The sequence below is a fragment of the Streptomyces cyaneus genome (assembly GCF_004028635.1).
Taxonomy (GTDB): Bacteria; Actinomycetota; Actinomycetes; order Streptomycetales; family Streptomycetaceae; genus Streptomyces; species Streptomyces cyaneus.
Genome location: NZ_RQJW01000006.1, coordinates 103,277 through 128,343, shown reverse-complemented (window position 1 = coordinate 128,343; position 25,067 = coordinate 103,277). Strand labels below are relative to the sequence as shown.

Genomic DNA, 25,067 nt, shown 5'->3' with positions numbered 1-25,067 from the left:
CCGTGAACCGAGTTCTGCCTGTCGTACGGCTCCGTGTCCCCACCGACGAGGACGCCGTCGCCTGGCACCGGGTCTTCGCCCACCCGGATGTCATGGAGTTCCACGGCGGCAGGGCCGCGGAGCTGTCCGTCTACGAGGAGCTCACCGCCCGACAGCGTCGGCACGACGCCGAGCTCGGGTTCTGCCTGTGGACCATGCTCGACGAGAACGAGCAGGTCATCGGCTTCACCGGCGCCCAGCCGTGGGAGCGGGCCTGGGGGCCCGCGGGGGAGATCGAGATCGGCTGGCGGCTCGGGCGGGAGTACTGGGGCAAGGGGTATGTCACCGCGGCCGCGCGGTTGACGCTGGAGCGGGTTCGGGCGGCCGGGGTGCCGAGCGTGGTGGCGATGGTCGACGCCCGCAACGAGCGGTCGATCGCGGTGACGCGGCGGCTGGAGATGCGGCTCGCCGAGGTGTTCACCACACCGGACGCTCGGCAGCAGGGGCACTGCTACCGGCTCGATCTGTGACGCCGGTTTCGCGAATTCGCAAAGCCTTTCGTGACCCTGAGTAACCGACTGCTACAGAAAGATACTTGACGCTTCCGGGCGGTACCCCCGGGCGGTTACCCTGCCAGTACCGCTGGGGGTGACATCTGTGCGTATAACACCCAAAACGCCCGAGGTGCGCGTACCGAGGTTCGTCGGACTGATGGCCATGGACGCGCGCGAGGCAGCGAAGTCGCACGGCCTGCTCCTCAACGCACCGGACCGGCCGGACTTCCACCTCACCGTCGTCGACTACGTCGTACGCCAGTATCCCCAGCCCGGTGCCGAGGTGCCGCGGGACTCTCTGGTCTACGTCTGGTTCGACTTCGGCGAAGGTGAGGGCGGCGGAGGCGTACGCGAGCCACGCATCCCGCGGCCGCCGAAGGGCGGGCTGGAGCGCGAGCTCGACGAGCCAGGAGACCCGTACCCCGTCGTCAGCTCTGCTTGAAGCCCCGGTGCAGGGCCACCACTCCGCCCGTCAGGTTCCGCCAGGCCACCTTCGACCAGCCGGCCTTGCGCAGGCGTTCGGCGAGGGCCGGCTGGTCGGGCCAGGCGCGGATGGACTCGGCGAGGTAGACGTACGCCTCGGGGTTCGAGGACACCGCGCGGGCGACCGGGGGCAGGGCGCGCATCAGGTACTCGGTGTAGACCGTGCGGAAAGGCGCCCAGGTCGGGTGCGAGAACTCGCAGATCACGACCCGGCCGCCGGGCCGCGTCACCCGGTACATCTCACGCAGGGCGGCGTCGAAGTCCTGGACGTTGCGCAGTCCGAAGGAGATGGTGACCGCGTCGAAGGTGTCGTCCTTGAACGGCAGCTTCGTCGCGTCGCCCGCCGTCAGCGGCAGCCACGGGTGCTTCTTCTTGCCGACCTGGAGCATGCCGAGGGAGAAGTCGCAGGGGACGACATACGCGCCCGTCTGCGCGAAGGGCAGGGACGAGGTGGCCGTGCCGGCCGCCAGGTCGAGGACCTTCTGCGCGGGGCGGGCATCGACCGCCTTCGCCACCTCCTTGCGCCACACACGGTCCTGGCCGAGCGACAGCACGTCGTTCGTCAGGTCGTACCGTTCCGCCACGTCGTCGAACATCGAGGCGACTTCGTGCGGCTGCTTGTTCAGGGAAGCGCGGGTCACGCGCTCATTCTTGCAGCCGCCCTGACGGAAGCGGCCGAGGCCCTCACGGAACGAGCTTGGGCTTCTTCTTCCCGGCCACATCCTCCACCCAGCCGCACAGCAGGACGAACCCCGCGATCAGGATCCAGCCGATGCCGAACATGAACCACTGGCTCTCCAGCGGCAGGTACTTCTCGAACGCGGGCACGTTCCAGAACTGGTCGATCAGCGGGACAGCGAGGATCAGGGCGATCTCGTGCCAGAGGTAGATCGTGACCGCACGCGCGTTGAAGAGCGTCACGAGGTGGTCCAGGGCGGCGATGGGGGTCCCCCCGCTCGAGCGAAGCCGAGAGTGGGGGAGGGTCAGCCAGGCGAAGTCGATCCGGAAGAACTCCTTGGCGTACATCAGCAGCGTCACATAGCCCGCCGACCAGAACGCCTGGGCGAGGGGGATGTCGTCCAGGTCGTAGGAACCGGTTTCGGCCTGGTGGGTGAAGGCGTACCAGCCGCCGTACGCGATCGCCGCGAGGGAGAGGGCGGCGACGGCGAACGGCTTCAGCCGCCGCAGGACACCGTCGCGGTGCGCGAAGCCGAGGATCCAGCAGAAGAGGAACGTGGCCAGGTCGGTGAGCGCGCTGCCGAAGCGGTCGTCCGGGGGCTCCCACGCGAAATGGAGGACGAGGATCGGGCCCAGCGAGAGCAGCAGCACCGCCACCGGGGCCAGGCGGAACACCCGCAGCAGCAGGGGGGACAGCAGGACGAACCAGAGGTACGTCCGCAGGTACCAGAGGATCTCCCAGGCCTGCTGGCCCCACGCGTTGCCCGGCGGGTCGCCCAGCGGCACGATCCAGTAGACGATCTGCCAGCCCGGCATCCAGTCGTGGATCAGCATCGCCACGACCACGAAGAAGCCCCAGAACCAGAAGGGTGGCAGGAGCCGGCGCATCCGGCTGCGGATCACCTTGAGCGCGGGGCGTTCCAGGGACTTCGCCATGAGGGTGCCTGCCAGGGCGAACATGACCCCCATCGAGGGGAAGACCATGCCCGCCCAGGCCCAGCCGAAGGTGTGGTAGGCGACGACCCGTACCAGGGCGACGGCGCGGAGGGTGTCGAAGTAGCGGTCCCTCACAGGGGGGTTGGGGCGTGAATCGAGGTCGGTTTCCGTGGCGTCCGCTGCATCGGGACCCGGCGCTGCAGGCTGTGCGGTAGCGGAAGACCCCCCTCTCCTGTGCGCTCCCATCAGCTCACCCCCGCCGGCGTCCCGACCTCGCCCGTGCGCTTCAGCTTCTGCCAGCGCAGGCGGCCGCCGGTCAGGGCCGTGATGCAGGAGTGGATGAGGACGAGGTACATCATCTGGCGGTAGGCGAGCTGCTGGAGCGGCATCATCAGCAGGTAGCGGTACTTCTCCCGGTCCAGGCGGAAGGCGTACGCCGCGCACAGGAGCTGCACCCCGAGCACCGCGAGCCAGGCCAGCAGGGCCGCCTGGAAGTCGACGAAGATCATCGAGTAGACGGTGAAGACGTCGATGAGCGGGGCGAAGACCGGCGTGAGGATCTGGAAGATCACGACCAGCGGCATGCCGACCCGGCCGAAGCGGCCCGAAGGCCCCTTGTCCGTCAGCGACTTGCGGTGCTTCCACAGCGCCTGCATGGTGCCGTACGACCAGCGGTAGCGCTGCGACCACAGCTGCTTCAGCGAACCCGGCGCCTCCGTCCACGCGCGTGCGTGCTCCTGGTAGACGACCCGCCGGCCCTCGCGGTGCATGGCGATGGTGATGTCGGTGTCCTCGGCGAGGGTGTCCTCGCTCATGCCGCCGACCTCCAGCACCGCCTCACGGCGGAACGCGCCGATGGCGCCGGGGATGGTCGGCATGCAGCGCAGCAGGTCGTACATGCGCCGGTCGAGGTTGAAGCCCATCACGTACTCGATGTGCTGCCAGGCGCCGATGACGGTGTTGCGGTTGCCGACCTTGGCGTTGCCGGCGACCGCGCCGACCTCCGGGTCGGCGAAGGGCTGCACCAGCTGCCGTACGGTGTCCGGCTCGAAGACGGTGTCGCCGTCCATCATCACGACGATGTCGTAACTGGCGCTGCGCACGCCGTTGTTCAGCGCGGCCGGCTTGCCAGCGTTCTCCTGGCGGATGACGCGGACGTTGTTCATGCCGAGTTCGTAGGCTGCGCTGCGGGCGATCTCGGACGTACCGTCCGTCGAGCCGTCGTCGACCACGATGATCTCGATCGGATGCGTGCTCTTCGACAGCGACTCGAGGGTGTTGGCGATGCACTCCTTCTCGTTGTACGCCGGGACGATCACGCTCACCGGTTGGTGGACCGGCGGTCCCCAGCTGAACCGGCGTTTGTTGCGCTGCCGGTAGTGGCGGCGGGCGAGGATCAGCATCATGCCGAAGCGGCCCATGACGGCGACGCCGACGACCAGGAGGCCGAACGACAGCACCGGCACTGCCCATTCGGCGACGGCCACGGCCCCGATGAGGGCCTTGCCCTCGTAGAGGGTCGCGCCGGTGGCCTCGCGGTGGGCGGCCTGGAGGTTCGAGCCCCCCGCGCCGGACTGCCCACTCTGCCCAACCTGCCCGGCCTGACCGGCTTGCCCCGCTTGCCCGTTGGGGTCCTGCTGGGTTTGCCCACCGGGCTGCTGACCGCCCGGCTGTTGACCGGAGTCCCCCTGGGTGACCCCGCTGATCGTGGTGAAGGTGTACCCCTTCGCCCGCATCTTCTCGATGTACGTCGGCAGCGCCTTGATCGTCTGCGATCGCTCGCCGCCCGCGTCGTGGAAGAGCACGGACGCGCCCTCGCCGTCCTCCGGCGTGGCCCACTTGATGATCTTCGAGACGCCCGGCCGCTTCCAGTCGTCGCTGTCGGTGTCGACGAAGACGCTGGTGTAGCCGTCCTCGCCGAGCTTCTTGTAGACGGGCCAGCTGTAGTTGTCGATGGCGTCCGTCTCCGAGGAGTACGGCGCCCGGAACAGCGTGGTCGTGATGCCTGCCGCGCCCGCCAGCGCGAGCTGGGTCTGCTGCATCTCGCGGTTGACGCGGGCGTCGCTCTGGTAGGAGAGGTCGACGTGGGTGAAGGTGTGGATGCCCACCTCGTTGCCCTGCTCGACCATGTCCGCGACGATCCCCGGGTAGCGCGAGACCATCGAGCCGACCACGAAGAACGTGGCGGGTACGTCGTACTTCTCAAGGATCCGAAGGACTTGCGGCGTCCAGGTCGGGTTCGGTCCGTCGTCGAAGGTGAGGGCGATCGTCTTGTCCGGGACGGAGACGGTGGTGGCCTGACCGCCCCGGAAGGTGAGGATCGGCCCGCCGTCGAGGACCTTGTCGGGGACCTGGCTGGAGCTGGCCCCGGTGCGCACACGCTGGTCGCCACCGACCTCGGCGCGCAGATAGCCGTCGAGCAGCATGATGCTGGTCAGCGCGAGCAGGAGCAGTCCGGCGAGGATGACGCGCGGTTTCTGCAACGCCGCGGCCTTGCCCGCCGCCCGCTGGATTCGGGTGGGTGCGCGGCGGCGGCCGCGTGAGGGAGTCGTCGTAGTCATGGGTGTGGATGCGTCCCGGTCAATTGGCGGCGGCCGCAGAGGCGGAGGCGGACACGGTCGGGGCGGAGGCGGGCGGCTCGCCGGTCGCGGTGCCCGTCGGCGGCATCCCCGTGGGCTTCACGGGCGGGGTGCCGACGCCGCCCTGCGGCTGGGCGCCGCCGGGGCCCGAGTTCGGGGCACCGGCAGGGCCGCCGCCGCCGAAGGGCAGCAGCTCGGACGGCGTCAGTGAGGTGCCGACGCCCATGAAGGCCATGCCCAGCACGACCGCGTAGCCGAGGCAGGTGACGCCGACCAGGAGGCCGAGACGACGCAGCAGCTTGGAGCGACGTCCGGAGTTGTCAACGAAAACGGGCCCCTCGGCGGAGGCCTTGCCACGCCTGCGGCGGCGACCGCGCACGTCGGCTTGCTTGTCGATGGCAGTCTCGGATTGCATTCCCCGGACGTTACGGAGCCTTTATGTGCCCCGAACTCGCTCTCTATGTGAGACGCATATGAGAAATGCCTGAGTCTGTCCTTTGCCTGAGAGTTTTCGGCTACGGCTGGGGAATGATGAGAGATTTGCCGGCATGCATACGTACCCAAAGAAATCGGCGGCCGCACTCACCTGCGCAATTGCACTGGCCATCACGGGGTGCTCCGCGGGCTCCGCTGACGGTACGGCGGAGGCAACTCAGGCGGCGGGCACGTCGTACGCCCCCTACGTCAGCTCCACCGAGGCCTCCGACAACGACTCCGCCGGCTCCCCGGCGACGTACAACCTGGCCTTCGTGATCTCGGACGGCAGCGACTGCACACCCAAGTGGAACGGCACCGACGCCATCACCGACTCGGCCGCGAAGTCCCGTATATCGCAGCTCACCCAGGACGGCGCCGGCGTCCGTGTCTCCTTCGGCGGCGCCTCCGGCAAGGAGCTGGCGGCGAGTTGCGACAGCGCGTCCGAACTGGCGGCGGCGTACGGGAAGGCACTGGACGCGGCCGGTTCCTCGCAGGCCGACTTCGACATCGAGGGCGACGAACTGACCGACTCCGACGCGGTGGGCCTGCGTTCGGAGGCGATCGCGCTGCTGCAGCAGGAACGCGGCGATCTGGAGGTCTCCTTCACACTGCCGGTGATGCCCTCAGGACTCGACGACGACAGCGTGGCGCTGCTGGAGTCCGCCAACGAGCACGACGTCCAGGTCTCCACCGTCAACATCATGACGATGAACTACGGCGAGTCGTACGCCGATGACATGGGCGACTACGCCCTCACCTCGGCCAAGGCCACCCACACGCAACTCAAGGAGATCTTCGGCACGTCGGACGCCACTGCGTGGCGGGCCATGGCGCTCACTTCGATGCTCGGCGTGAACGACGTCGACAACGAGACATTCACGCTTGACGATGCGGCGCAGGTGCGGGAGTTCGCCGAGGAGAAGGGGATCGGGTGGGTTTCCATGTGGGCGACGTTTCGGGACCGGCAGTGTGACGACGGGTCTTCTTCGGATGACGCCCTGACGAATTGCAGTGGGGTGGATCAGGAGGACGGGGCGTTTGCGGAGGCCTTTTCGGGTTGAGCTCGGGTGATTCCGTTGTACGCGGGCTGCGGGTGGTCGGTGGTTGATCGCGCCCACGCGGCGGAGCCGCATTATTGATACAGCCCCGCGCCCCTAAGGGGGCGCGTCCTCACCGTCGGCGGTAGACCAACCGGCCGTCCACCACCGTAGCCACGCACGTCCCTGCCCCCCGCTCCGCGAGTTCCGCCTCGTCCCTCACGTCGAACACGGCGAACCGGGCGGCGGAGCCGCGCTCCCGCGGGGGCGGGAACTGCACCGGCCACCCGGAGGCGTACGGGTCGAGGGAGGGAACGCCGTCGGGGCGCCCGATGCGGCCCATGACCGCCAGACCGGTGCGCCGCACGGCGTCCCGCACCGCGCGGTTGCGCAGTTCCTCACAGGCAGCGCGGACCGTGCCGTACGCCAGCATCCGCTGCACCCCGCGCCGGGCGCTCGCGCCCCAGCGGGCGTCGTCCATGGTGAGCGCCGCCAGCGCGTCCCCGGTCAGCGGCTCGGTGCCCAGTTCGTCGGCCTCGCGCGGATCGGGGTGGTAGGCCTCCTCCAGCAGCTCGTTGCCGTGGATATTGATCAGCCCGGGCGTCAGAATGCCGGGCCACTGACGCACCCGTGCCCGCGGATGGGCGGCGACGAGTTCCTCCAGCGGCCCGGCGTCGGCGATCCAGTCGCCCTTGACGACGAGTGCGTGGCCTCTGGAGTCGGCGTGAATCGTCAGCACGGTCAGGTCAGTTGGAGGCGAGGATCTTCAGCTCGGGGTGGGCCGTGCCGCCCGCGATCGCCGTGGACGAGATGTGGGACGCGACACGCTCGTCGACGGGGTCGTTCGCCGGGTCGTCGTGCACCACGATGTGCTCGTACGTCGTGGTCCGCTGGGCCGGGACCCGCCCCGCCTTGCGGATCAGGTCGATGATCTCCAGCCGGTTGGAGCGGTGCTTGGCGCCGGCCGAGGAGACGACGTTCTCCTCCAGCATGATCGAGCCGAGGTCGTCGGCGCCGTAGTGGAGCGACAGCTGGCCGATCTCCTTGCCGGTCGTCAGCCAGGACCCCTGGATGTGCTGGATGTTGTCCATGAACAGCCGCGCGATGGCGATCATCCGCAGGTACTCGAAGATCGTGGCCTGCGTACGGCCCTTCAGGTGGTTGTTCTCGGGCTGGTAGGTGTACGGGATGAAGGCCCGGAAGCCGCCCGTCCGGTCCTGGACGTCACGGATCATCCGCAGGTGCTCGATGCGCTCGGCGTTGGTCTCGCCCGTGCCCATGAGCATCGTCGACGTCGACTCGACACCGAGGTTGTGCGCGGCCTCCATGATCTCCAGCCAGCGCTCGCCGCTCTCCTTCAGCGGGGCGATGGCCTTGCGCGGCCGCGCGGGCAGCAGCTCGGCGCCGGCGCCCGCGAAGGAGTCGAGACCGGCCTCGTGGATCCGGGTGATGGCCTCCTCGACCGACACACCGGAGATCCGGGCCATGTGCTCGACCTCGCTCGCCCCCAGGCTGTGGATGACGAGCTGCGGGAACTCCTTCTTGATGGCGGCGAAGTGCTTCTCGTAGTACTCCACGCCGTAGTCCGGGTGGTGACCGCCCTGGAACATGATCTGGGTGCCACCCAGCTCGACGGTCTCGGCGCAGCGCCGCAGGATGTCGTCCAGGTCGCGGGTCCAGCCCTTGGCCTGGTCCTTGGGCGCCGCGTAGAAGGCGCAGAACTTGCACGCCGTGACGCACACGTTCGTGTAGTTGATGTTGCGCTCGATGATGTACGTCGCGATGTGCTCGGTACCCGAGTACTTGCGTCGGCGTACGGCGTCGGCGGCGGTGCCCAGCGCGTGCAGCGGGGCGTCGCGGTAGAGGTCGAGCGCTTCCTCTGGGGTGATGCGTCCGCCCGCTGCGGCACGGTCGAGCACAGACTGGAGGTCGGCCTTCTCGGTCACCGGGGCGTCCCTTTCGTCAAGGGGTTGAACGGACCGAACCAGCCTACGCCAGGCGTTTCGGATGACGGACGTCAGGCCACGGAGGCCGGTCGTCCACCTGGACCTGGCGTCAGGCCGCGTACGCCCCGATCAGCAGCCCCACGAACGCCCCGCCGATCAGGAACGGCCCGAACGGGATCGCCGACTTGCGCCCGGCCCTGCGCAGGAGCACCAGCGCCCAGCCGTACAGCGCCCCGAACAGGAACCCGGCGAAGGTGCCGAGCATCACCGTCGACCAGCCGTACCACCCCAGCACCGCCCCCGCCCCGAGCGCCAGCTTCACATCGCCGAAGCCCATGCCGCCGGGGTTGATGAGATAGAGCACGTAGTAGCCGGCGCCGAGCGCGAGCGTGGCCCACAGGGCGGTGGGCCAGTCACCGGCGTGCTCGGGGACGAGGGCGACCAGGCCGAGCAGTGCGAGCGCGGCGCCGGCCAGCGTGAGGGTCAGCGGGTTGGGCAGCCGCCGTACCCGGAAGTCGACGACCGTGAGCAGTACGCCGACGGGTGCCAGCAGCAGCCAGACGCCCAGCTCGGGCCGGGTGTCCGTGGCGGCGGCGAGGGCGGCGCAGACGAGGGCGGTGACGATGGCCATGAGGGCCGCGCTGGGGCCGTACGTCCGCTCGCCCGCGCACTCCCCGCACCGGCCCCGCCCGATCCACCCCCGGATCGGATGCCCTCCTGGGCACCGGTCCCGCCACGCCTCCTCCTCCGGCACGGAGAACCGGTAGGCGGCCCGAGGCAACAGCACCCCGGCCGCCGCACCCCAGAGCGCGGCGCTGAGGATCAACAGGGCGGTGCTCATCCCGCCGTACCACTCGCTGTGCTCATGAACGTGGCACCGTAGCAGCCGCCGCGGACAGGCCCCCAGGGCATACCGGAACCCACCCTTGATCCGTTTCGCACCAGCGAAGCCGTGCTCAGTAGAGTGCCGGGGTACGGCAGTTCAGCGCGACACGGGGGGACAGCAGCAGTGCGTACAGGCAGGGCATACGGCATACGCGGAACCCGGCGCGTCCTTCTCCTCTTCTGCGCCCTGGCCGCCCTGTTCGCAACCGCCACCACACCGGCCCGGGCGGCCACCGACAGCGCCGCCCAGGCCGCGTACCTCGCAGACCGCCTCCGCACGAACCCGGTCCACGTCACCGACCAACTCCCCCGCGAGGTCCCGCGGTCCACGGCCCCCGCCTTCGCCGAGGTGGCCGAGCGCACCGGCGTCCCGACGTACGTCATCGTCCTCCCGAGCCCCAGCGCCACGGACCCGGGCCTGCTCGACGCGGTCCACGAGCGACTCGGCCGGGACGGGCTGTACGTGCTCATCGACGAGTCGAACGTGGCGGATGCCGCCGCGTACGGAGTCGATGCCCCGGCGGACGACGCCTGGACGGTCGCCCTGTACGAAGTCCCCTATGACGCAGGCCCGTTGCGCCGCTTCGAGCGCTTCGTCGAGGTCGTCGCGCAGGGCGATGAGAAGGCCGCGGCGCGGGCGGAGGCGGCGCGGGCGAAGTACGACGACGGCGAGGAGCCCGCGGCCCTGTACATCGGTCCGTCCGACCGCAGCGACCAGTCGTCGCTCACCGGAGTCCTGCTCACCGGCGTACCGCTGCTGATTCTGCTGCTGGTTCCGTACGTACGACGCTGGTGGCACCGCCTCCCGAGGGCCGCCGGGACCACGGGGGCCACCTGGCGAAAGGAGGTCAAGGCGAGCCGCGCCCTGCGCTGGTCCCTCCCGGTGCTGGCCCTCGCCTGCGCCGTCGCGATCGCCGTGACCGCCCCCCTCGTCTTCGACGAGACCAGGTCGAGCTGGTCTCCCAGGCCCAGGGCGATCGAGCTCAACGCCCGGCTCGACCGGGTGGCGGAGGGCCTGGCACAGGACCCGGTGTACGCGGACCCGGAGAGCCCACGGGTCCTGGACTCCGCCCAGTCGGCCCGCCTGCACGACCGCATCCGTGCGTTCGAACGCTCCCGGGACGGCGGCCCGGTCTTCGTCTCGCTCGTCCCGCAGCTGACGGAGGACGAGTCCGGCGGCGACGAGGAGGCGTTCGCCGCGGCGGTCCACGACAAGCTGGGCGTGGACGGGGTGTACGTGGTCGCCGACCCGGCGAGCGGCTACATCAACGTCTTCAACCACGGCCTGCGGCTGGACGGTTACAGCCTCCTGTTCGACCTGCCGGAATCCATCACCTACGGCGACGACAAGGCGGACGAGGCCGAGGACCACTTCCTGGGCGAACGCCTGGGCGCCCTGATGACGATCCTCGACAAGACCCCGCGCACGGACGAAGCCACCTCCCCCGGCGACCCGTACCCGGTGACGGATCCTGTCAGGGAGGACGAACTGCCGCCGCTCTTCGGCGCCGACTTCTGGCCGGCCCTGTTCATGGGTGTACTCGCGGCCGGGCTGGCGTTCGGGCTGGTCGCGGGTCTGCTGGGGATCGTCCGCAGGCTGCTGCTGCGGCGCCGGAATCCGGCGCCACTGCAGACGTAGGCCCTGCCGGGTGGCGCGGCCCGTAGAGGTCCCGCCCGGCCGGGCTCAGACGGCCGGCAGTGCGTAGATCGCCGGACCGTTCGTCACCATCAGGCGGTTGCCGGCCAGGGCGATCTGCCAGGTGTCCCCGTGGTACTCGCTGGTAGTGAAGGTCCAGCGCAGTTTGCCGGTCCTGGCCTGGAGGGCGACCACGCCGCCGTCCAGGGAGCCGGTGGCGCCGTAGAGGGTGGCACCCGCCTTCAGGAACGTCTCCGGGCCCTCGACGTCGAGTTCGTCGCAGAGCCAGATCCGCTTGCCGGTCTTCACGTTCACGGCCCAGACGCCGTCGTCGTAGTCGCTCGCGTAGAGCACGCCGTCGATGACGGTCGGGTTCTTGAAGCCGCGGCGGCCGTTGGGGGACAGCGTCCAGACGGTGGCACCCGTGTCCGCGTCCAGGGCGGTGAGCCTGGCGCCCGGCAGGAAGACCAGGCCACCGGCGACCGTGGGCCGCCAGCTCCAGTCGTCGCCGATCTTCCTGGTCCACAACTGCCCGCCGGTGGCGGTGTCCCGGACGGTGAGGTTCTTCTTGGAGTCGGTGTAGACGAGGTACTTGCCGGAGGCGGTGCCCTCCACGTCGTAGTCGTCGGTGCCCCAGTCGCGCTTGTGCACCCACACCTTCTTGCCGGTGGTGTGGCTGATCGCGGCGACCGCCGTGCGGTAGTCGGTGGCGCTCTTGGAGTCGCTGTAGTCGGTGGCCGTGACGTACACGTTTTTGTCGTCGATGGCGAGCGTGTCCTCGACGTTCAGCTGCTTGCCGAGTCGGCTGCGCCAGGCCTCCTTGCCGGTCTGCACGGCGTACGCGACGAGTACGCCGTCGTAGTCGCCGTCGGACAGGAACACCTTGCCGCCGTGGAAGAGGAGCGGGGCTCCGGGGCGGCAGATGTCCGGCCTGGACCAGCGTGCCTTGCCCGTCTTCACGTCGTACGCCACCAGCGGGTCGCCGCTGACCAGGAGCAGGCCGCCCTGGACGAGCAGCGGTACGTCGGGGTTGGTGCTGTCGTCCGCGACCGTCTTGTGCCACAGCGGCTGGGGCGCCACTCCGGCCGGCGGGGTGGAGAAGTTCTCCGCTGCGGGCCGGGCCGAACCGCCCCCGCCGCCCTCGCCGTCCTCCGTCGTCGATCCGCCGGACGCCTCGGTGTCCCGCCCGAGCCACAACGCCGTGCCCCCGCCCACCACCGCGACCGCCGCCGCCCCGCCGAGCGCGAGGCCCAGGGCGCGGCGGCGGGAGGGGGCGGCAGGCGAACCGGCCTGGGGGGAGCCCAGTTGGACCGTGCCGGGTTGCGGGGTGTCGGCAGCGGGCGGGTATCCGTATCCCGGCGCGGGTGTGCCGCCTGAAGGGGTGCCGTATCCCGGAGCCGGTGTGCCGTAGGCCGGAGCCGGAGTGCCGTAGCCCGGCGCCGCTGGATACCCGTACCCCGGCGTCGGAGCCGAGGCGCCCGCCGACATATCCCCCACCGTCGGCGGCGGCCCGAAGGACACCGCCGGCCGCGGCGGTTGCGGCTGCTCCGGCCGCTCGGGCGCCTCCAGATCCAGGATCCCCGCCGCATGCGTGGCGATGGTCGACGCCACCGCCGACGGCAGCCAGTCGCTCAGCACTCCTTCGACGCCCTCCGGCGCCAGCGCCGCGACGATCTCCGCGGGAGCCGGCCGCTGCGCCGGGTCCTTCATCAGACAGGCACGGATCAGCCCGAGCAGGGACGGCGGTACGTCCGTCAGGTCCGGCTCCCCGTGCACGACCTGGTACAGCAGCGCCGCGTGCGAGGCGGCACCGTCGCCGAACGCGCTGCGCCCGGTCGCGGCGAAGGCCAGCACCGCACCCAGCGAAAAGACGTCACCGGCAGGCCCCACGTCCTGCCCCAGCGCCTGCTCCGGCGGCATGTAACCGGGCGAGCCGACCACAACTCCCGTCTGTGTCATACGACTTGCGTCCACCGCACGAGCGATGCCGAAGTCGATGACACGCGGGCCGTCGGCGGCCAGCAGGACGTTCGAGGGCTTGAGGTCACGGTGGATCAGGCCCGCGGCGTGGACGTCCTGGAGGGCGGCAGCGAGCCCGGCGGCCAGGGCGCGAACCGTGCGCTCCGGCAGCGCCCCGTGCGCGGCGACCACATCGGTGAGGTCGGGGCCGAGGACGTACGACGTCGCCAGCCACGGCAGCGAGGCGTCCGGGTCGGCGTCCACGACGGGGGCGGTGTAGCGGCCGGAGACCGCCCTGGCTATCTCCACCTCGTGCCGGAAACGGCCCCGGAAGTCGGCGTCCGCCGCCAGATCCGGGCGGATCACCTTCACGGCGACGGTACGGCCACCGGGAGAACGGGCCAGATACACACGCCCCATGCCGCCGGCACCGAGTCTTCTCAGCAGCCGGTAGCTGCCCAACTCCCGTGGATCGTCGGGCTGCAGTGTCTCCATGGTGGGCCTTCCCCGTCGTCAAGCTCGCCTGAGCAGACACAGTAGAGGGTCCCCCGCGGCTACTTGACCTTCGACAGCCGCGCCTCGGGACGCCCCTCCGCATCGCTCTCCGAGCGGTACACCAGATCGTCGCCCGTCGGCGTGATCCGGACGGTGTGCGGGGTCGGGACGCAGCCTCCGTGGTTGGTCTTGTCGCCCACGGACGTCACGACGAGCTCTTTCGCCGTCACCTTCTTCAGGGTCAGCACGTCGTTGCAGACGAAGCCGAGCACGTCCGTCTGCCGGAGTGTGCCCAACTCCCCGCCCACGTCGGCCTTGTGCACCGTGAGCCGATACGTGCCCCCCGGCACCGCACCGTCCAGGGCGGCGGCCCGGCCCTCCCAGGTGCCGAGGTAGCGGACGGGCACGGAACCCCCGACCGGGCTGTCGGCGTCCGCGCCCGGCGGCTGCGACGAGACGGCGCCGGAACCCGCGCTGGTGTCCTGGTCCTGCTCCCCTCCCGGCAACAGCTCGAACACGAACACCGATCCCACCGTCACCGCCGCCAACGCCCCCGCCACCGCGAGCGCCACGGTGCAGCTCAGCCTCCGCCCGCGACCTCCCTCCCCCGGCGTCGAGGCCGCCGCGACGGAGAGGGAGAGCTTGCCGGGAGGGTGGTCGGATGCCGGGCCGGTGTCATGGGAAGGCCGGGCGTCGCGCGGTTCGGGGACGATGACGGGCGCGTCCGCCGGAACCGCGGGCAACACCGGCACGGATGCCGCCCCCGACCCGGCCCCCGGCATCACCGGCGGCGGCCCGAACACCCCGCCTGCCGCCTGCCCGCCGAATCCGACCGGCCCCGACAGGACGTCCGCTCCCGTCTCCAGATTCAGCAACTGCACGGCACTACGACTGACCTGCTCGACCAGCGCCCCCGGCAGCCACCCGCCCGAAACCAGCCGAGCCGCCCCGTCCGGAGCCAGTCGCCGCGCCACCTCACCGGGCGTGGGCCGCGCACCCGGCTCCTTGGCCAGACAGGCCTCCACCAGTTCCCGCAACTCACCGTCCAGCGAGTCGAGTTCGGGCTCCTCGTGCACCACCTTGTACAGCAGCGCCGCCGACGAGTCCCCGCGAAACGGCGGCTCCCCGGTCGCCGCGTACGCCAGCACCGCACCCAGCGAGAACACGTCCGCGGCCCCCGTGACCCCCTTGCCCAGGATCTGCTCGGGCGACATGTAGCCGGGCGAGCCGACGGACACGCCGGTCGAGGTCAGGGACGCCGTGCCGTCCGTGGCCCGTGCGATGCCGAAGTCGATCAGCAGGGGGCCGTCCAGCGTCAGCAGCACGTTCGACGGCTTCACGTCCCGGTGCACCAGCCCCAGCTCGTGCACCGCCACCAGCGCCTCGGCCAGCCCGGCCCCCAGCGCCCGTACGGTGTGCGCCGGCATCGGACCACCCGAGTCCGTCACCGCGGCGGTGAGCGAGGGGCCCGCCGCATACGCCGTGGCCACCCACGGCACCGCGGCCTCAGGATCCGCGTCCAGCACGGGCGCCGTCCAGGCACCGCCCACCCGGCGGGCCGCCTCCACCTCCCGGCGGAAGCGCGCCCGGAACTCCTCGTCGAGGGCGAAGTGCGGATGCACGATCTTCACAGCGACCGTACGACCGCCGGGGCTGCGGCCCAGATACACCCGCCCCATCCCGCCGGAGCCGAGCCGGCCGAGCAGCCGGTACGGCCCGACGACGGTCGGCTCGTCGACTCCGAGCGGCTGCATGGCGTCCACCCCTCCCCCGTAGAACTCCCCGAACTCCCCAGCAGGTTAGTGCGGAACCGGCGGGCCCCACCCTTTACGGCTGCAGCAGATCCACCTTCACATCCGCCGGAAATCCCGTCGTCGGCCCCACCCGCCGCGCGAACTCCGCGACCGCCGCCAGCTGCGGGCCACCGAAACGGAAGTCGAGGGTCGTGAAGTACTGCTCCAGGATCCGCTCGTCGAAGGCCTCCCAGCGGGCCGCCTGCTCGGCGACCTTGCCGACCTCCTCCAGGGAGAGGTTGCGGGAGGCCAGGAAGGCCTCGTGGACCTTGCGGGTGATGACCGGCTCGCGCTCCAGGTAGTCCCGGCGGGCCGCCCAGACCGCGAAGACGAAGGGCAGTCCCGTCCACTCCTTCCAGAGCGCGCCGAGGTCGTGCACCTCCAGGCCGTAGCGCGGGCCGTCGAGGAGGTTGGCCCGCAGCGCCGCGTCCCCGATGAGTACGGCCGCCTCCGCCTCCTGCATCATCAGGCTGAGGTCGGGCGGGCAGGTGTAGTAGTCGGGCCGTACGCCATAGCGCTCGGCGAGCAGGAGCTGGGCCAGGCGGACCGACGTGCGTGAGGTGGAGCCGAGGGCGACCCGGGCTCCGTCCAGCTCGTCCAGCGGGACCTGGGAGACGATCACGCAGGACATCACCGGGCCGTCGCAGCCGACCGCGATGTCGGGGAAGGCAACCAGGTCGTCGGCGTTGCGCAGGAACTCGACGAGGGTGATCGGCCCGATGTCGAGGTCTCCCCGCACCAGCTGCTCGCTGAGTTTCTCCGGGGTGTCCTTGGTCAGCTCGAAGTCGAGGAGCGTGCCCGTTCTCGCGAGCCCCCAGTACAGGGGCAGGCAGTTGAGGAACTGGATGTGGCCTACGCGTGGCCGGGTGCGAGAATTGTCCACATCGCGAGGCTAGACCCTATGAGGTACCGTGCAGGCTTCAGGGTCGCGCCCAGGTGGCTCACCCGCCCCGTCAACCCCGACACGCGACCTTCAAACGTCCGAGTGACGTGATCTTGACCTCTATTGCTTTCGGCTGCCCGCGTGCTAGGCTCGCCGCAAGTTGCAGTTTGGTTTCCCTTGCAGTACAGAGCCTGCGGAGCATGTAACCGCGGGCTCTCGTCGTTTTCAGACGTATGCAGTTGTGCGGCATCTTGTTTTCACACTTGCAGGGTTCTGGAGCAGGGCAACCCTTTGGGCCCAAGGAGGGCTTATGGCTACCGGAACCGTGAAGTGGTTCAACGCCGAAAAGGGCTTTGGCTTCATCGCCCAGGAAGGCGGCGGCCCCGACGTCTTCGTTCACTACTCCGCGATCAACGCGAGCGGCTTCCGTTCGCTGGAGGAGAACCAGCAGGTCTCCTTCGACGTGACCCAGGGCCCGAAGGGTCCGCAGGCGGAGAACGTCACCCCCGTCTGATCCGAGGGATGCCCCTCTGAAGACGTCTGAGAGCAGTACCCAAGGAGCCCCTCGCCAGCCGGCGCAGGGGCTCCTGCCTTTCCCTCGCCCGGCGCCCTACACGTGCTGCATGACCAGCACGAACGTCGTCCCCGGCGCCAGCGCCTCGTACGAGTGCGGCACATCTCCGCGATACGACATGTAGTCGCCGGGCCCCAGATCGACCTCTTCGCCCCGAGGCCCCGCCTTCACCCGCCCCGTGCTGACGACCAGATGCTCCACGGACCCTGGAATGTGCGGCTCCGACTCGCGGGCCGGGCCCGGTTCCGCGCGCAGATGGTAGATGTCCCGCCGGGCGCCGGGCGGACTGGCGGAGAGCAGCGTGGCCACGTAGTCCGCCCGTTCGGACGCGACCGTGGGCCCCTCGCCCGCCCGGATCACCTGCACCGCCGGAGTCGGCGGTTCCACCAGCGCGCTGAACGGCACCCCCAGCGCCACCCCGAGCGCCCACAGCGTCTCCACGCTGGGGTTCCCGCTGCCCGCCTCCAGCTGGGACAGCGTGGACTTCGCGATCCCCGCCCGTTTGGCCAGCTCGGACAGTGACAGCCCGGCCCGGGTGCGCTCGCGCCGCAGCGAGGCGGCGATCCAGGTGAGGGGCTCGCTCATACGGTTTCACTTCCCGTCGTTCGCTCTGCGAGTACGTTCGTTCGCCTTGACGAACGGCCGTCGCGTGTTCATTCTGGAAAACATGCGTTCGCTACTCCGAACACCCATGATGGCACCCCTGATGGCGCCCCTGAGGACACCCCTGATCGCAGCTCTGGTGCGCGACAGTGCACTCGTCTGGCTGGCGAGCGGTGTCGTCGGCGTCTCCTTCGGCGCGATCTCGGTGGCCGGTGGGCTGCCGGTGTGGGTGCCGGTGCTGATGTCGCTGGTGGTGTACGCGGGATCGGCGCAGTTCAGCGCGGTGGGTGTGCTGCTGGCCGGGGGTGGACCGTTCGCGGCGGCGGCCACCGGGCTGCTGCTCAACACGCGTACGGCGGCCTTCAGCCTGGCGGTGGCGGACGTCATCGGCCAGGGCCGCCTCGCCCGCTTCCTCGGCGCGCACCTGGTGACCGACGAGACGGTGGCCTTCGCCCTCGCCCAGCCGGATCCGGCACGGCGGCGGGCGGCCTTCTGGATCTCCGGGCTCGGCCTGTTCGCCGTGTGGAACCTCGGCGTCCTGGCCGGAGGGCTGGCCGGCGGCGCGCTGGGCGACACCGGCGCCTACGGTCTGGACGCGGCCTTCCCCGCCGTCCTCGCCGCCCTGGTGCTGCCCGCCCTGCGCGAGGGTCCGGCCGTCCGGCGGTCCGCGCTGCTCGGTGCGGGGCTGGCACTGGCGGTGACACCGGCCGTCCCGGCGGGGGTGCCGGTGCTGCTGGCGCTGGCGGGGCTCGCCGTGTACGGGCGCGGCGACGGGAGGCGTACGGCATGAGCGCGACGGTGGCCATGATCCTGACGCTGGCGGTCGGGACGTATGCCTTCCGGCTGGCCGGGCCGCTGCTCCACGGGCGCGTCGAGCTCTCGCCGCGGGTGCAGGAGTTGCTGTCGGCGGGCGCGATCGTCCTGCTGGTGGCCCTGCTGGCCACGGGCGCACTGACCGAGGACGGCGGCTTCGCGGGGTGGGCCCGGCCGGCCGGAGTGCTGGTGGGCGGCGTACTGGCGTGGCGGCGAGCGCCGTTCCCGGTGGTGGTGCTGGCGGCGGCGGGGGCTACCGCGGTACTGCGGGCGATGGGGGTGGCATGAAGGGCTCATGGACAACGGACGCGCAGGAAAACGAAGGCGAGTAGCCACCTGCTTCGCTAGGGTCCCCGGCCATGACCGAAGCCGACTTCCTGACCACCACCCGCACCTTCTACGACGCCATCGCCGAGGACTACGCGGACCTCTTCCGGGAGGAGCTCGCGCACAGGCCCCTGGAGCGGGCCTTGCTGGGCGTGTTCGCCGAACTCGTCGAGGGGGACGGCCCGGTGGCCGACCTGGGGTGTGGTCCCGGCCGGACGACCGCCCGCCTCGCCGCACTGGGGCTGAACGTGTTCGGGCTGGACCTGTCGGAGTCGATGCTCGCCATCGCCCGGCGCGAGAATCCGGGGCTGCGGTTCGAGCAGGGTTCGATGCTGGAGCTGGACGTCCCGGACGGCGCGCTGGCCGGTGCGCTGTCCTTCTACTCCTCCATCCACACTCCTGTGGATCAACTCCCCTCCCTCTTCGCCGAGTTCCACCGCGTTCTGGCGCCCGGCGCGCCCCTGCTCGTCGCCTTCCAGGCCGGCGACGAACACCGGCACCACGACCGGCCCTTCGGTCACCCGGTCGCGCTCACCTTCCAGCGCCGCCGCCCGGAACACATCGCCGACCTGCTGACGACGGCCGGCTTCGCCCTCGTGTCCCGCACGGTCCGCGAACCGGACCCGGCGCTCGACGAGACCTCCCCTCAGGCGTTCCTGATCGCCCGGAAGTCCGAGCGCCGGCGCTCCGCTGGGTAGTGCCGGGCGGTGCCGTCCGTTGTCTGCGGCGCCGTCGTGGCTGGTTGCGCAGTTCCCCGCGCCCCTTGGGGCGTTGCCGAACCGCCCTTCTAAGGGGCCCCGGCGATGTCCTTGGCCGCGATATAGGCGAACGTCATCGCCGGGCCGATCGTCGAGCCCGCCCCCGCGTAGCTGTGGCCCATGACCGCGGCGCTGGCGTTGCCGGCGGCGTACAGGCCGGGGATCACCGAGCCGTCCTCCCGCAGTACCCGCGCCCGCGCATCGGTGAGGAGGCCGCCCTTCGTGCCGAGGTCGCCCGGGACGATCCGGAAGGCGTAGTAGGGAGGGAGCCAGAGCGGGGCCAGGCAGGAGTCGGGGAGGACGGACGGGTCCGTGTAGTAGTGGTCGTAGGCGCTGTCGCCCCGGTGGAAGTCGGGGTCCTCGCCGCGCAGCGCCTGGGCGTTGAAGCGGTCCACCGTGGTGCGCAGGGCCGCCGCCGGGACGCCGATCGAGGTGGCGAGCGCGTCCAGGGTCCAGGCCTTGTGCGCGGCGCCGGAGTCGTACCAGCTGGCGGGGAAGGGCAGGGCCGGCAGGACGTCCTTGAAGAGGTAGCGGTTGCGGTAGTGCTGGTCGACGATCAGCCAGGACGGGATGGCCGGGCTGGTGTCGTGCACGTCGTACATCGTGTGGACGACGTCGCTGTAAGGGGCGGCCTCGTTGACGAAGCGGGCGCCGGCGGCGTTGACCAGCAGGCCGCCGGGGAGGGTGCGTTCGGCCAGGCAGAAGTACGGCTGGCCGGGCAACGGGATCGCCGGACCCCACCAGGCGTCGTCCATGAGGCCGAGGGCGGCGCCGAGCCGTGCGCCCGCCTCGATACCGTCGCCGGTGTTCTCCTTCGCGCCCACTGTCCAGTCCGTGCCGATGGGCCGGCGCTGGTAGCGCTCGCGCATCGCCGCGTTGTGCTCGAAGCCGCCGGAGCCGACGATCACTCCTCGGCGGGCGCGGACCAGGGCGGGGCCGCCGTCCCGGGTGACGACCGCGCCGGCTACGGCACCGCTCTCCACGTACAGGTCGGTCAGCGGCGTGTCGAGCCACACCGGCACTCCGGCCGACCGCAGCCCGAGGCGCAGTCCGGCCGCCAGCGACTGCCCCATGGTCAGCGGCTTCTCGCCCCGCAGGGCCGCCGCCGTACCGCGCGCCAGGCACTGCGTCGCCACGGCGGCCCCCTTGGCGTTCACCGCGGCCAGGGCCAGCCACTTGTAGTCCGCGCTGAAGACGACCATGCCGGCGGGCACATCCATGTACGGCGGGTTGAGACGGGCCAGTTCGGCACCCAGCAGGTTGCCGTCGAGCTGGTCGGGCTCGATGGAGCGGCCGCCCGGGAGGCCGCCGGGCAGCTCGGGGTAGTAGTCGCTGTACCCCTCCATCCAGCGGAAGCGCAGAGGGCTGTTGGCCATGACGAAGGAGAGCATCGCCGGACCGTGGGCGAGGAAGGCCTGCTGCCGCTCGACGGGCACGTCCGGGCCGACCACGGCGGCGAGGTAGGCGGCGGCCTTCGCGGGTGTGTCCGGGACGCCGGCCGCCAGGATCACCGAGTTGTTGGGAATCCAGATACCGGCCCCGGACCGGGCGGCGGACCCGCCGAAGGTGGGCGCCTTCTCCAGCACCACACAGCTCAGGCCCTGCTTGGCGGCGGTCAGCGCGGCGGTCATGCCGGCGGCACCGGAGCCGATGACGACGACGTCGTACGTGCCGAGGAGGGGTAAGTCGGCGGCGTGGGCGTTCTGTTGGGCTGCTCCCACGACGCCGAGAGCTGCGGCCGTGCCCGCGGCGAGTACGTGTCTTCGCGAGGGGTTCCCGTCAGTGGTCGTGATTGCGTCGGTGGTCATGATCGCCGCTCCCGCCTGGCCCGTCCGCCAACCCTGACGATGTGTCAGAAATGCGAATGTGGCGCGACTGCCCTGTGAAGTCAAGCGTCAGGCAGTCCCTCCAGGCCGCCTGGCTCAACAACGGCCGGAAGCGGTGGAACAGGGCGAGCAGGTCGGCCCCGTGTCGGTCGCGGAAGGCCGGATCGTGGTCGGTGAGGTCGAGTTCGTTGGCGGCGGTGAGCTCGGCGAAGTCGCGACGCAGGCGGGTGTCCGGTGGGTGGGAGCGGCCCGTGAAGCGGTCGCGGAAGTCGGAGTCGTGCTCCGCGAGGGTCGGATACGTGGCCTTGCGGTCGCAGGCGCCGTAGAAGTACACGATCGACTCCGCCTCCGCGCCGATGATCCCCTCCAGCTCGCTACGGCGGTCGAGGGGCAGCAGGCCTGTCGGGAAGCCGTCGGTGCCGTAGAACGCATGGCAGAGACCGGCGAGTTGAAGCGCCGGGCGGGCGTTCCAGAGGGCGAGGCGGGAGCGCACCCGGCGCAGGTGGGCGAGGAGAGTGCCGCCCGGGTGCGGGACGGTCTCGGCCCCGAGAGCCTCCAGCAGGGACTCGGCTCGAGCGGTGGGAGTCGACACGTGCCGTCCTTTCGGCGCTTGCGGTCGTCTTGGGTCGGCACCCGCTCCCTCCCCCGCACCGGTCCGGACTCCGGCGAGGGCGTGGAGCGGGTTGCCGCCCGGGCCCGCTCAGGATCGTCGTACATCGGGCAAAGTCCAGTCAATCCTTGGGATTTGTCGCTTCACCCAAGCATTAACTTGGAGGTCATGACCCTCGATGATCTGCGTGTGTTCGTGGCCGTGTGCCGGGCCGGGAGTCTCAGTTCGGTGGCCCGGGAGCTGGGGTGTACCCAGTCGGCGGTGAGTCAGCATGTGAAGCGGCTGGAGCGGGAGACCGGGGTCGCGCTGCTGGAGCGGCAGCCTCGGGGGGTCGTACCGACACAGGCGGGGCGGGTACTGGAGGCGGCCGCCGCGGAAGGAATATCCGGGCTGGATCTGGCGGTACGACAGCTACGGGATCTCGTCGACGGGGAGAGCGGATACGTGCGCGTGGCGACGGGGGCGACGACCGTGCGGCACTTCATGTCGGAGGCGGTCGTCGCGTACCGGCGGCGGCACCCCAAGGTCAACCTGGAGTTCCGCACGCTGAGTTCGGGCCGGGGCAGCTTCGACGCGCTGGCCGACGGCACGCTCGACCTGGCCTGGATCACCCTGGGCCCGCCGGTGCGCGGCATCGAGCAGCGGCCGGTGGTGGAGCTGCCGTGGATGCTGGCGGTACGGGCCGACGATCCGCTCGCCGAGCGGCCGTACGTCGATGTCGACGCCGACCTTTGTGACGTACGGCTGATCCGGCTGCCGCCGAACTCCGCCTCGGCCGCTCATCTGGACGCCGCCTGCGCGGAGTTGGGCGTCCGGCTCGCGCACGACACGAGCGTCGCCGACTGGGACACGGCACTGCTGCTGGCCGAGCTGGGGGTCGGGCGGGCGGTGGTCCCCGCGCTGCCCGGGCGGCCCGTCCCTGGTGGCGGCGACGGCGACAGCGACCGTAACCGCAACCGCGATCTGCGTCTGGTCCCCCTCCCTGCCCTGCGGCCCCTGCCCGTCGGCTGGGCCGTGCGCCGCTGGGATGCGCTCAGTCCGCCGGCCCGGGCGTTCGCGGACCTGGTGGAGGGCTACCGCCGGGGCGCGCCGGGCTGACGGACCGGGTCGGCCGCCGGTTACTTCAGGCCGATCGCCGCGCAGTCCGCCGCGTACTCAGGGGTGCAGATCTGCTTGACGGTGTAGACGCCGTCCCGGATCACCGTCTCCTCGATGTTGTCCTTCGTGAGGGCGATCACCGACACCAGCTGTGCCGGGATGTTCTTCTGGGTCGGGCTGTCGACGGAGTCCTGGGTCAGCGCGTCGAACTCGATGTCGCGGCCCTGGACCTTGTACACGGCCATCTTCGCGGCGTTGGTCGCCTCCGTCAGGAACGGCTTGTACACGGTCATGAACTGCTCGCCGGCGACGATCCGCTGCACCGCGTCCAGATTGGCGTCCTGCCCGGTCACCGGCGGAATCTTGGCGGCGCCCGCCTCCTTCAGCGCGTCGATGACGGCGCCGGCCATGCCGTCGTTCGCCGAGTAGACGGCGGCGATGTCGGACAGCCCGACGGACTTGATCGCCTTCTCCATGTTCGCCTTGGCGATCTCGGGCGACCACTTGTCGGTGTTGTACTGCTTGACGATGTCCACCTGGCCCTGGAGCTCGTCGAGGGCGCCCTTCTTGAACCGCGCCGTGTTCGGGTCGGCGGGGTCGCCGTTCATCATGACGACCTTGCTGGACGCCGCCTTCGAGCCGAGTTCCTGGGTGAGCGAGCGGCCCTGCACCTCGCCGACGAGCTCGTTGTCGTGCGAGACGTACGCGTCGATCGGCCCTTCGGCGAGCCGGTCGTAGGCGATCACGGGAATGCCCGCGTCCTTGGCCTTCTGCACGTCCGACGCGATGGCCTTGGAGTCCAGCGCGTCCACCAGGATCACGTCCACCTGGTCGTCGATCATCTGCTGGAACTGCTGGCTCTGCTTGTCCGGGCTCGCCTCGGCGTTGGCGTAGTCGACTTTGCCCTTGCCGTCGGTGAGGTCGCCGACTTCCTTCTTGATGAGGGGGTAGTCGAACTTCTCGAAGCGGGCCGTGTCCTTGTCCGGCAGGAGGAGTCCCACCGTGATGTCGTCGCCCTTCTCCGGAGACGCGGAGCTGTCACCACCCCCGATCCCGTCGATGACACCGCACGCGGTGAGCGAGAGCGCCGAGGCGGACGCGGCGACGGCTATGCCGATCCGGCGTACGACCGAGGTGTGGGGGGTACGAGCGTTCACTAGTGGTGCCTTCCGAGCCGATGAGCGGCGTTACTACCCGGATGGCGGTAGCCAACGCGGCCGCGGCATGTCACGTCAAGCAGTTGTCGTAACGAGACGGCAACCGTTTTCCATGATCACAACGCCTGGCCCTTGAGTGAAGGTTCCACCACTGCGGTCTCCCCGACGTCCCGCTCGGCAACGCCCCAGGTCAGGGCAGGGATTTGGACCAGGATCAGCCCTCGGACACGCCTCAGTACAGGACCTCGCCCATCGGTGAGCCGTCGCCCACGATGTACGCGCGGATCGACGCCAGGTACGCGTCGCGGCCGACCCGGCCGTCGCCGTCGGCGTCCAGCGCGTCGAATGCGGCGGCGGCGTTGCCGGGGGGATTGTTCAGTGCGGTGCGCAACGTCGTGAACTGCGCTTTGTCCAGGGCGCCGTCGCCATCCGCGTCGGCGAGGTCGAAGAGCGCGCCCAGCGCGAACCGGCAGATGTTGTCGAACTTGTCGGCGCCCACCCACGCGTTGTACTCGTCGAAGGTCAGCTGCCCGTCGCCGTCGGCGTCCATCTCACTCCATGCCTTGACGCCCTCCGTGCGGGCGGCGACGACGAGCGGATCGTCCTCCGTGCGCCCGGTGGCCGCGACGGTCCGGTCGATCCGGGAGAGGTAGTCGTGCCGCGTGACGACCCGGTCCCCGTCGGCGTCCATCATGGCGAACACCCGCACGCGCGCGGTCGTCGCGGCGTCGGCGGTCGTACGGCTCACTCGGATCTCCTCCTGCTCGGGTTCATGCGCCTCGACGAGGACGTCCGGCGCTTCCTACCCGCCTTGTGCCGGGCTCCAAGCGACCCACTGCGCCCCACGCGCCCCACCTGGAGCAGACGCGCGCGTGGCGGCGCAAATGTGGCGGGTGGGCGCCGTCTGCGCGCTTCCGGGCGCCCGAAGCAGGCGATTCCCCCGGGCAGTTGAGCACCGGTAGTGCTTCACGACTTGCGGGA

24 protein-coding genes are annotated in these 25,067 nt (G+C 70.5%); 9 read left to right on the top strand and 15 right to left on the bottom strand.

Going from position 1 to position 25,067, the window contains the following annotated elements:
- The first annotated feature begins 2 nt into the window (after positions 1 to 2).
- Complete coding sequence (locus EHO50_RS22685; protein WP_128432924.1) at positions 3 to 509, top strand: GNAT family N-acetyltransferase; 507 nt, start codon at positions 3 to 5, stop codon at positions 507 to 509.
- A 127-nt stretch (positions 510 to 636) separates the two neighbouring features.
- On the top strand, positions 637 to 975 hold the full coding sequence (locus EHO50_RS22680) for a PASTA domain-containing protein (protein WP_281288232.1): 339 nt from the start codon (positions 637 to 639) through the stop codon (positions 973 to 975).
- Here EHO50_RS22680 and EHO50_RS22675 read toward each other — a convergent pair.
- From EHO50_RS22675 to EHO50_RS22660, 4 genes are read right to left on the bottom strand one after another with little or no spacing between them, the layout of a single operon-like run.
- Positions 962 to 1,657 carry a demethylmenaquinone methyltransferase gene (locus EHO50_RS22675; RefSeq protein WP_128432922.1) on the bottom strand — a complete coding sequence of 232 codons (696 nt, stop codon included), beginning with the start codon at positions 1,655 to 1,657 and terminating at the stop codon, positions 962 to 964. The genes EHO50_RS22680 and EHO50_RS22675 overlap by 14 nt on opposite strands.
- A gap of 43 nt (positions 1,658 to 1,700) precedes the next feature.
- Positions 1,701 to 2,876 (bottom strand): acyltransferase family protein, encoded by a 1,176-nt coding sequence (locus EHO50_RS22670; RefSeq protein ID WP_128432919.1) that lies wholly within the window; start codon positions 2,874 to 2,876, stop codon positions 1,701 to 1,703.
- Complete coding sequence (locus tag EHO50_RS22665; RefSeq protein WP_128432916.1) at positions 2,876 to 5,191, bottom strand: bifunctional polysaccharide deacetylase/glycosyltransferase family 2 protein; 2,316 nt, start codon at positions 5,189 to 5,191, stop codon at positions 2,876 to 2,878. Before EHO50_RS22665 ends, EHO50_RS22670 begins: the two co-directional genes overlap by 1 nt.
- Positions 5,192 to 5,210: 19 nt before the next feature.
- Positions 5,211 to 5,624, bottom strand: coding sequence for a hypothetical protein (locus EHO50_RS22660; protein WP_128432913.1), 414 nt, complete (start codon positions 5,622 to 5,624; stop codon positions 5,211 to 5,213).
- Between the two features lie 133 nt (positions 5,625 to 5,757).
- On the opposite strand from EHO50_RS22660, the gene EHO50_RS22655 reads away from it, so the two are divergent.
- Positions 5,758 to 6,747, top strand: a complete 990-nt coding sequence (locus EHO50_RS22655; RefSeq protein ID WP_128432911.1) for a chitinase — start codon at positions 5,758 to 5,760, stop codon at positions 6,745 to 6,747.
- A gap of 109 nt (positions 6,748 to 6,856) precedes the next feature.
- Here EHO50_RS22655 and EHO50_RS22650 read toward each other — a convergent pair whose 3' ends face one another.
- The 3 genes from EHO50_RS22650 to EHO50_RS22640 form a co-directional block, all read right to left on the bottom strand.
- On the bottom strand, positions 6,857 to 7,462 hold the full coding sequence (locus tag EHO50_RS22650; RefSeq protein WP_128432908.1) for an imidazolonepropionase-like domain-containing protein: 606 nt from the start codon (positions 7,460 to 7,462) through the stop codon (positions 6,857 to 6,859).
- Between the two features lie 7 nt (positions 7,463 to 7,469).
- Positions 7,470 to 8,669 carry a cyclic dehypoxanthinyl futalosine synthase gene (gene mqnC / locus EHO50_RS22645; protein ID WP_128432905.1) on the bottom strand — a complete coding sequence of 400 codons (1,200 nt, stop codon included), beginning with the start codon at positions 8,667 to 8,669 and terminating at the stop codon, positions 7,470 to 7,472.
- A gap of 109 nt (positions 8,670 to 8,778) precedes the next feature.
- A complete protein-coding gene (locus tag EHO50_RS22640) occupies positions 8,779 to 9,510 on the bottom strand; it encodes a prepilin peptidase (RefSeq protein ID WP_128432903.1) in 732 nt (243 codons plus the stop codon).
- Positions 9,511 to 9,678: 168 nt separating this feature from the next.
- Here EHO50_RS22640 and EHO50_RS22635 point away from each other — a divergent pair, with 168 nt between their 5' ends.
- Positions 9,679 to 11,193, top strand: coding sequence for a hypothetical protein (locus EHO50_RS22635; RefSeq protein WP_128432900.1), 1,515 nt, complete (start codon positions 9,679 to 9,681; stop codon positions 11,191 to 11,193).
- A 45-nt stretch (positions 11,194 to 11,238) separates the two neighbouring features.
- On the opposite strand, the gene EHO50_RS22630 is transcribed toward EHO50_RS22635, so the two are convergent.
- From EHO50_RS22630 to EHO50_RS22620, 3 genes are all read right to left on the bottom strand, one after another.
- Positions 11,239 to 13,644, bottom strand: coding sequence for a protein kinase domain-containing protein (locus tag EHO50_RS22630; RefSeq protein WP_128432897.1), 2,406 nt, complete (start codon positions 13,642 to 13,644; stop codon positions 11,239 to 11,241).
- Between the two features lie 59 nt (positions 13,645 to 13,703).
- The gene (locus EHO50_RS22625; RefSeq protein WP_128432894.1) at positions 13,704 to 15,398 is read right to left on the bottom strand and encodes a serine/threonine-protein kinase; all 1,695 of its coding nucleotides are present in this window, start codon (positions 15,396 to 15,398) and stop codon (positions 13,704 to 13,706) included.
- 73 nt (positions 15,399 to 15,471) lie between these two features.
- Entirely contained in the window at positions 15,472 to 16,320 is an 849-nt protein-coding gene (locus EHO50_RS22620; RefSeq protein WP_128432891.1) for a menaquinone biosynthetic enzyme MqnA/MqnD family protein, read from the bottom strand.
- 310 nt (positions 16,321 to 16,630) lie between these two features.
- On the opposite strand from EHO50_RS22620, the gene EHO50_RS22615 reads away from it, so the two are divergent.
- Positions 16,631 to 16,834 (top strand): cold-shock protein, encoded by a 204-nt coding sequence (locus EHO50_RS22615; RefSeq protein ID WP_003992177.1) that lies wholly within the window; start codon positions 16,631 to 16,633, stop codon positions 16,832 to 16,834.
- A 96-nt stretch (positions 16,835 to 16,930) separates the two neighbouring features.
- On the opposite strand, the gene EHO50_RS22610 is transcribed toward EHO50_RS22615, so the two are convergent.
- A complete protein-coding gene (locus tag EHO50_RS22610) occupies positions 16,931 to 17,479 on the bottom strand; it encodes a helix-turn-helix domain-containing protein (RefSeq protein ID WP_128432888.1) in 549 nt (182 codons plus the stop codon).
- Between the two features lie 106 nt (positions 17,480 to 17,585).
- On the opposite strand from EHO50_RS22610, the gene EHO50_RS22605 reads away from it, so the two are divergent.
- From EHO50_RS22605 to EHO50_RS22595, 3 genes are all read left to right on the top strand, one after another.
- Positions 17,586 to 18,287: an AzlC family ABC transporter permease gene (locus EHO50_RS22605; protein WP_342786972.1), complete on the top strand. Its 702-nt coding sequence runs from the start codon at positions 17,586 to 17,588 to the stop codon at positions 18,285 to 18,287.
- Positions 18,284 to 18,598 (top strand): AzlD domain-containing protein, encoded by a 315-nt coding sequence (locus EHO50_RS22600; protein ID WP_128432885.1) that lies wholly within the window; start codon positions 18,284 to 18,286, stop codon positions 18,596 to 18,598. Before EHO50_RS22605 ends, EHO50_RS22600 begins: the two co-directional genes overlap by 4 nt.
- A 71-nt stretch (positions 18,599 to 18,669) precedes the next feature.
- The gene (locus EHO50_RS22595; protein WP_128432882.1) at positions 18,670 to 19,335 is read left to right on the top strand and encodes a class I SAM-dependent DNA methyltransferase; all 666 of its coding nucleotides are present in this window, start codon (positions 18,670 to 18,672) and stop codon (positions 19,333 to 19,335) included.
- An 89-nt stretch (positions 19,336 to 19,424) separates the two neighbouring features.
- Here EHO50_RS22595 and kstD read toward each other — a convergent pair whose 3' ends face one another.
- Both kstD and EHO50_RS22585 read right to left on the bottom strand, forming a co-directional pair.
- On the bottom strand, positions 19,425 to 21,203 hold the full coding sequence (kstD, locus tag EHO50_RS22590; protein ID WP_128432879.1) for a 3-oxosteroid 1-dehydrogenase: 1,779 nt from the start codon (positions 21,201 to 21,203) through the stop codon (positions 19,425 to 19,427).
- The gene (locus tag EHO50_RS22585) at positions 21,175 to 21,813 is read right to left on the bottom strand and encodes a DUF6817 domain-containing protein (RefSeq protein WP_246101340.1); all 639 of its coding nucleotides are present in this window, start codon (positions 21,811 to 21,813) and stop codon (positions 21,175 to 21,177) included. The genes kstD and EHO50_RS22585 overlap by 29 nt, the downstream gene beginning before the upstream one ends.
- 186 nt (positions 21,814 to 21,999) lie before the next feature.
- Here EHO50_RS22585 and EHO50_RS22580 point away from each other — a divergent pair, with 186 nt between their 5' ends.
- Positions 22,000 to 22,929 (top strand): LysR family transcriptional regulator, encoded by a 930-nt coding sequence (locus tag EHO50_RS22580; RefSeq protein WP_128432876.1) that lies wholly within the window; start codon positions 22,000 to 22,002, stop codon positions 22,927 to 22,929.
- A gap of 20 nt (positions 22,930 to 22,949) precedes the next feature.
- Here the strand turns inward: EHO50_RS22580 and EHO50_RS22575 are convergent, their stop codons facing one another.
- Both EHO50_RS22575 and EHO50_RS22570 read right to left on the bottom strand, forming a co-directional pair.
- Entirely contained in the window at positions 22,950 to 24,086 is a 1,137-nt protein-coding gene (locus EHO50_RS22575) for a sugar ABC transporter substrate-binding protein (RefSeq protein WP_128432873.1), read from the bottom strand.
- Between the two features lie 232 nt (positions 24,087 to 24,318).
- Positions 24,319 to 24,834 (bottom strand): EF-hand domain-containing protein, encoded by a 516-nt coding sequence (locus EHO50_RS22570; protein ID WP_246101339.1) that lies wholly within the window; start codon positions 24,832 to 24,834, stop codon positions 24,319 to 24,321.
- Between the last annotated feature and the right edge of the window lie 233 nt (positions 24,835 to 25,067).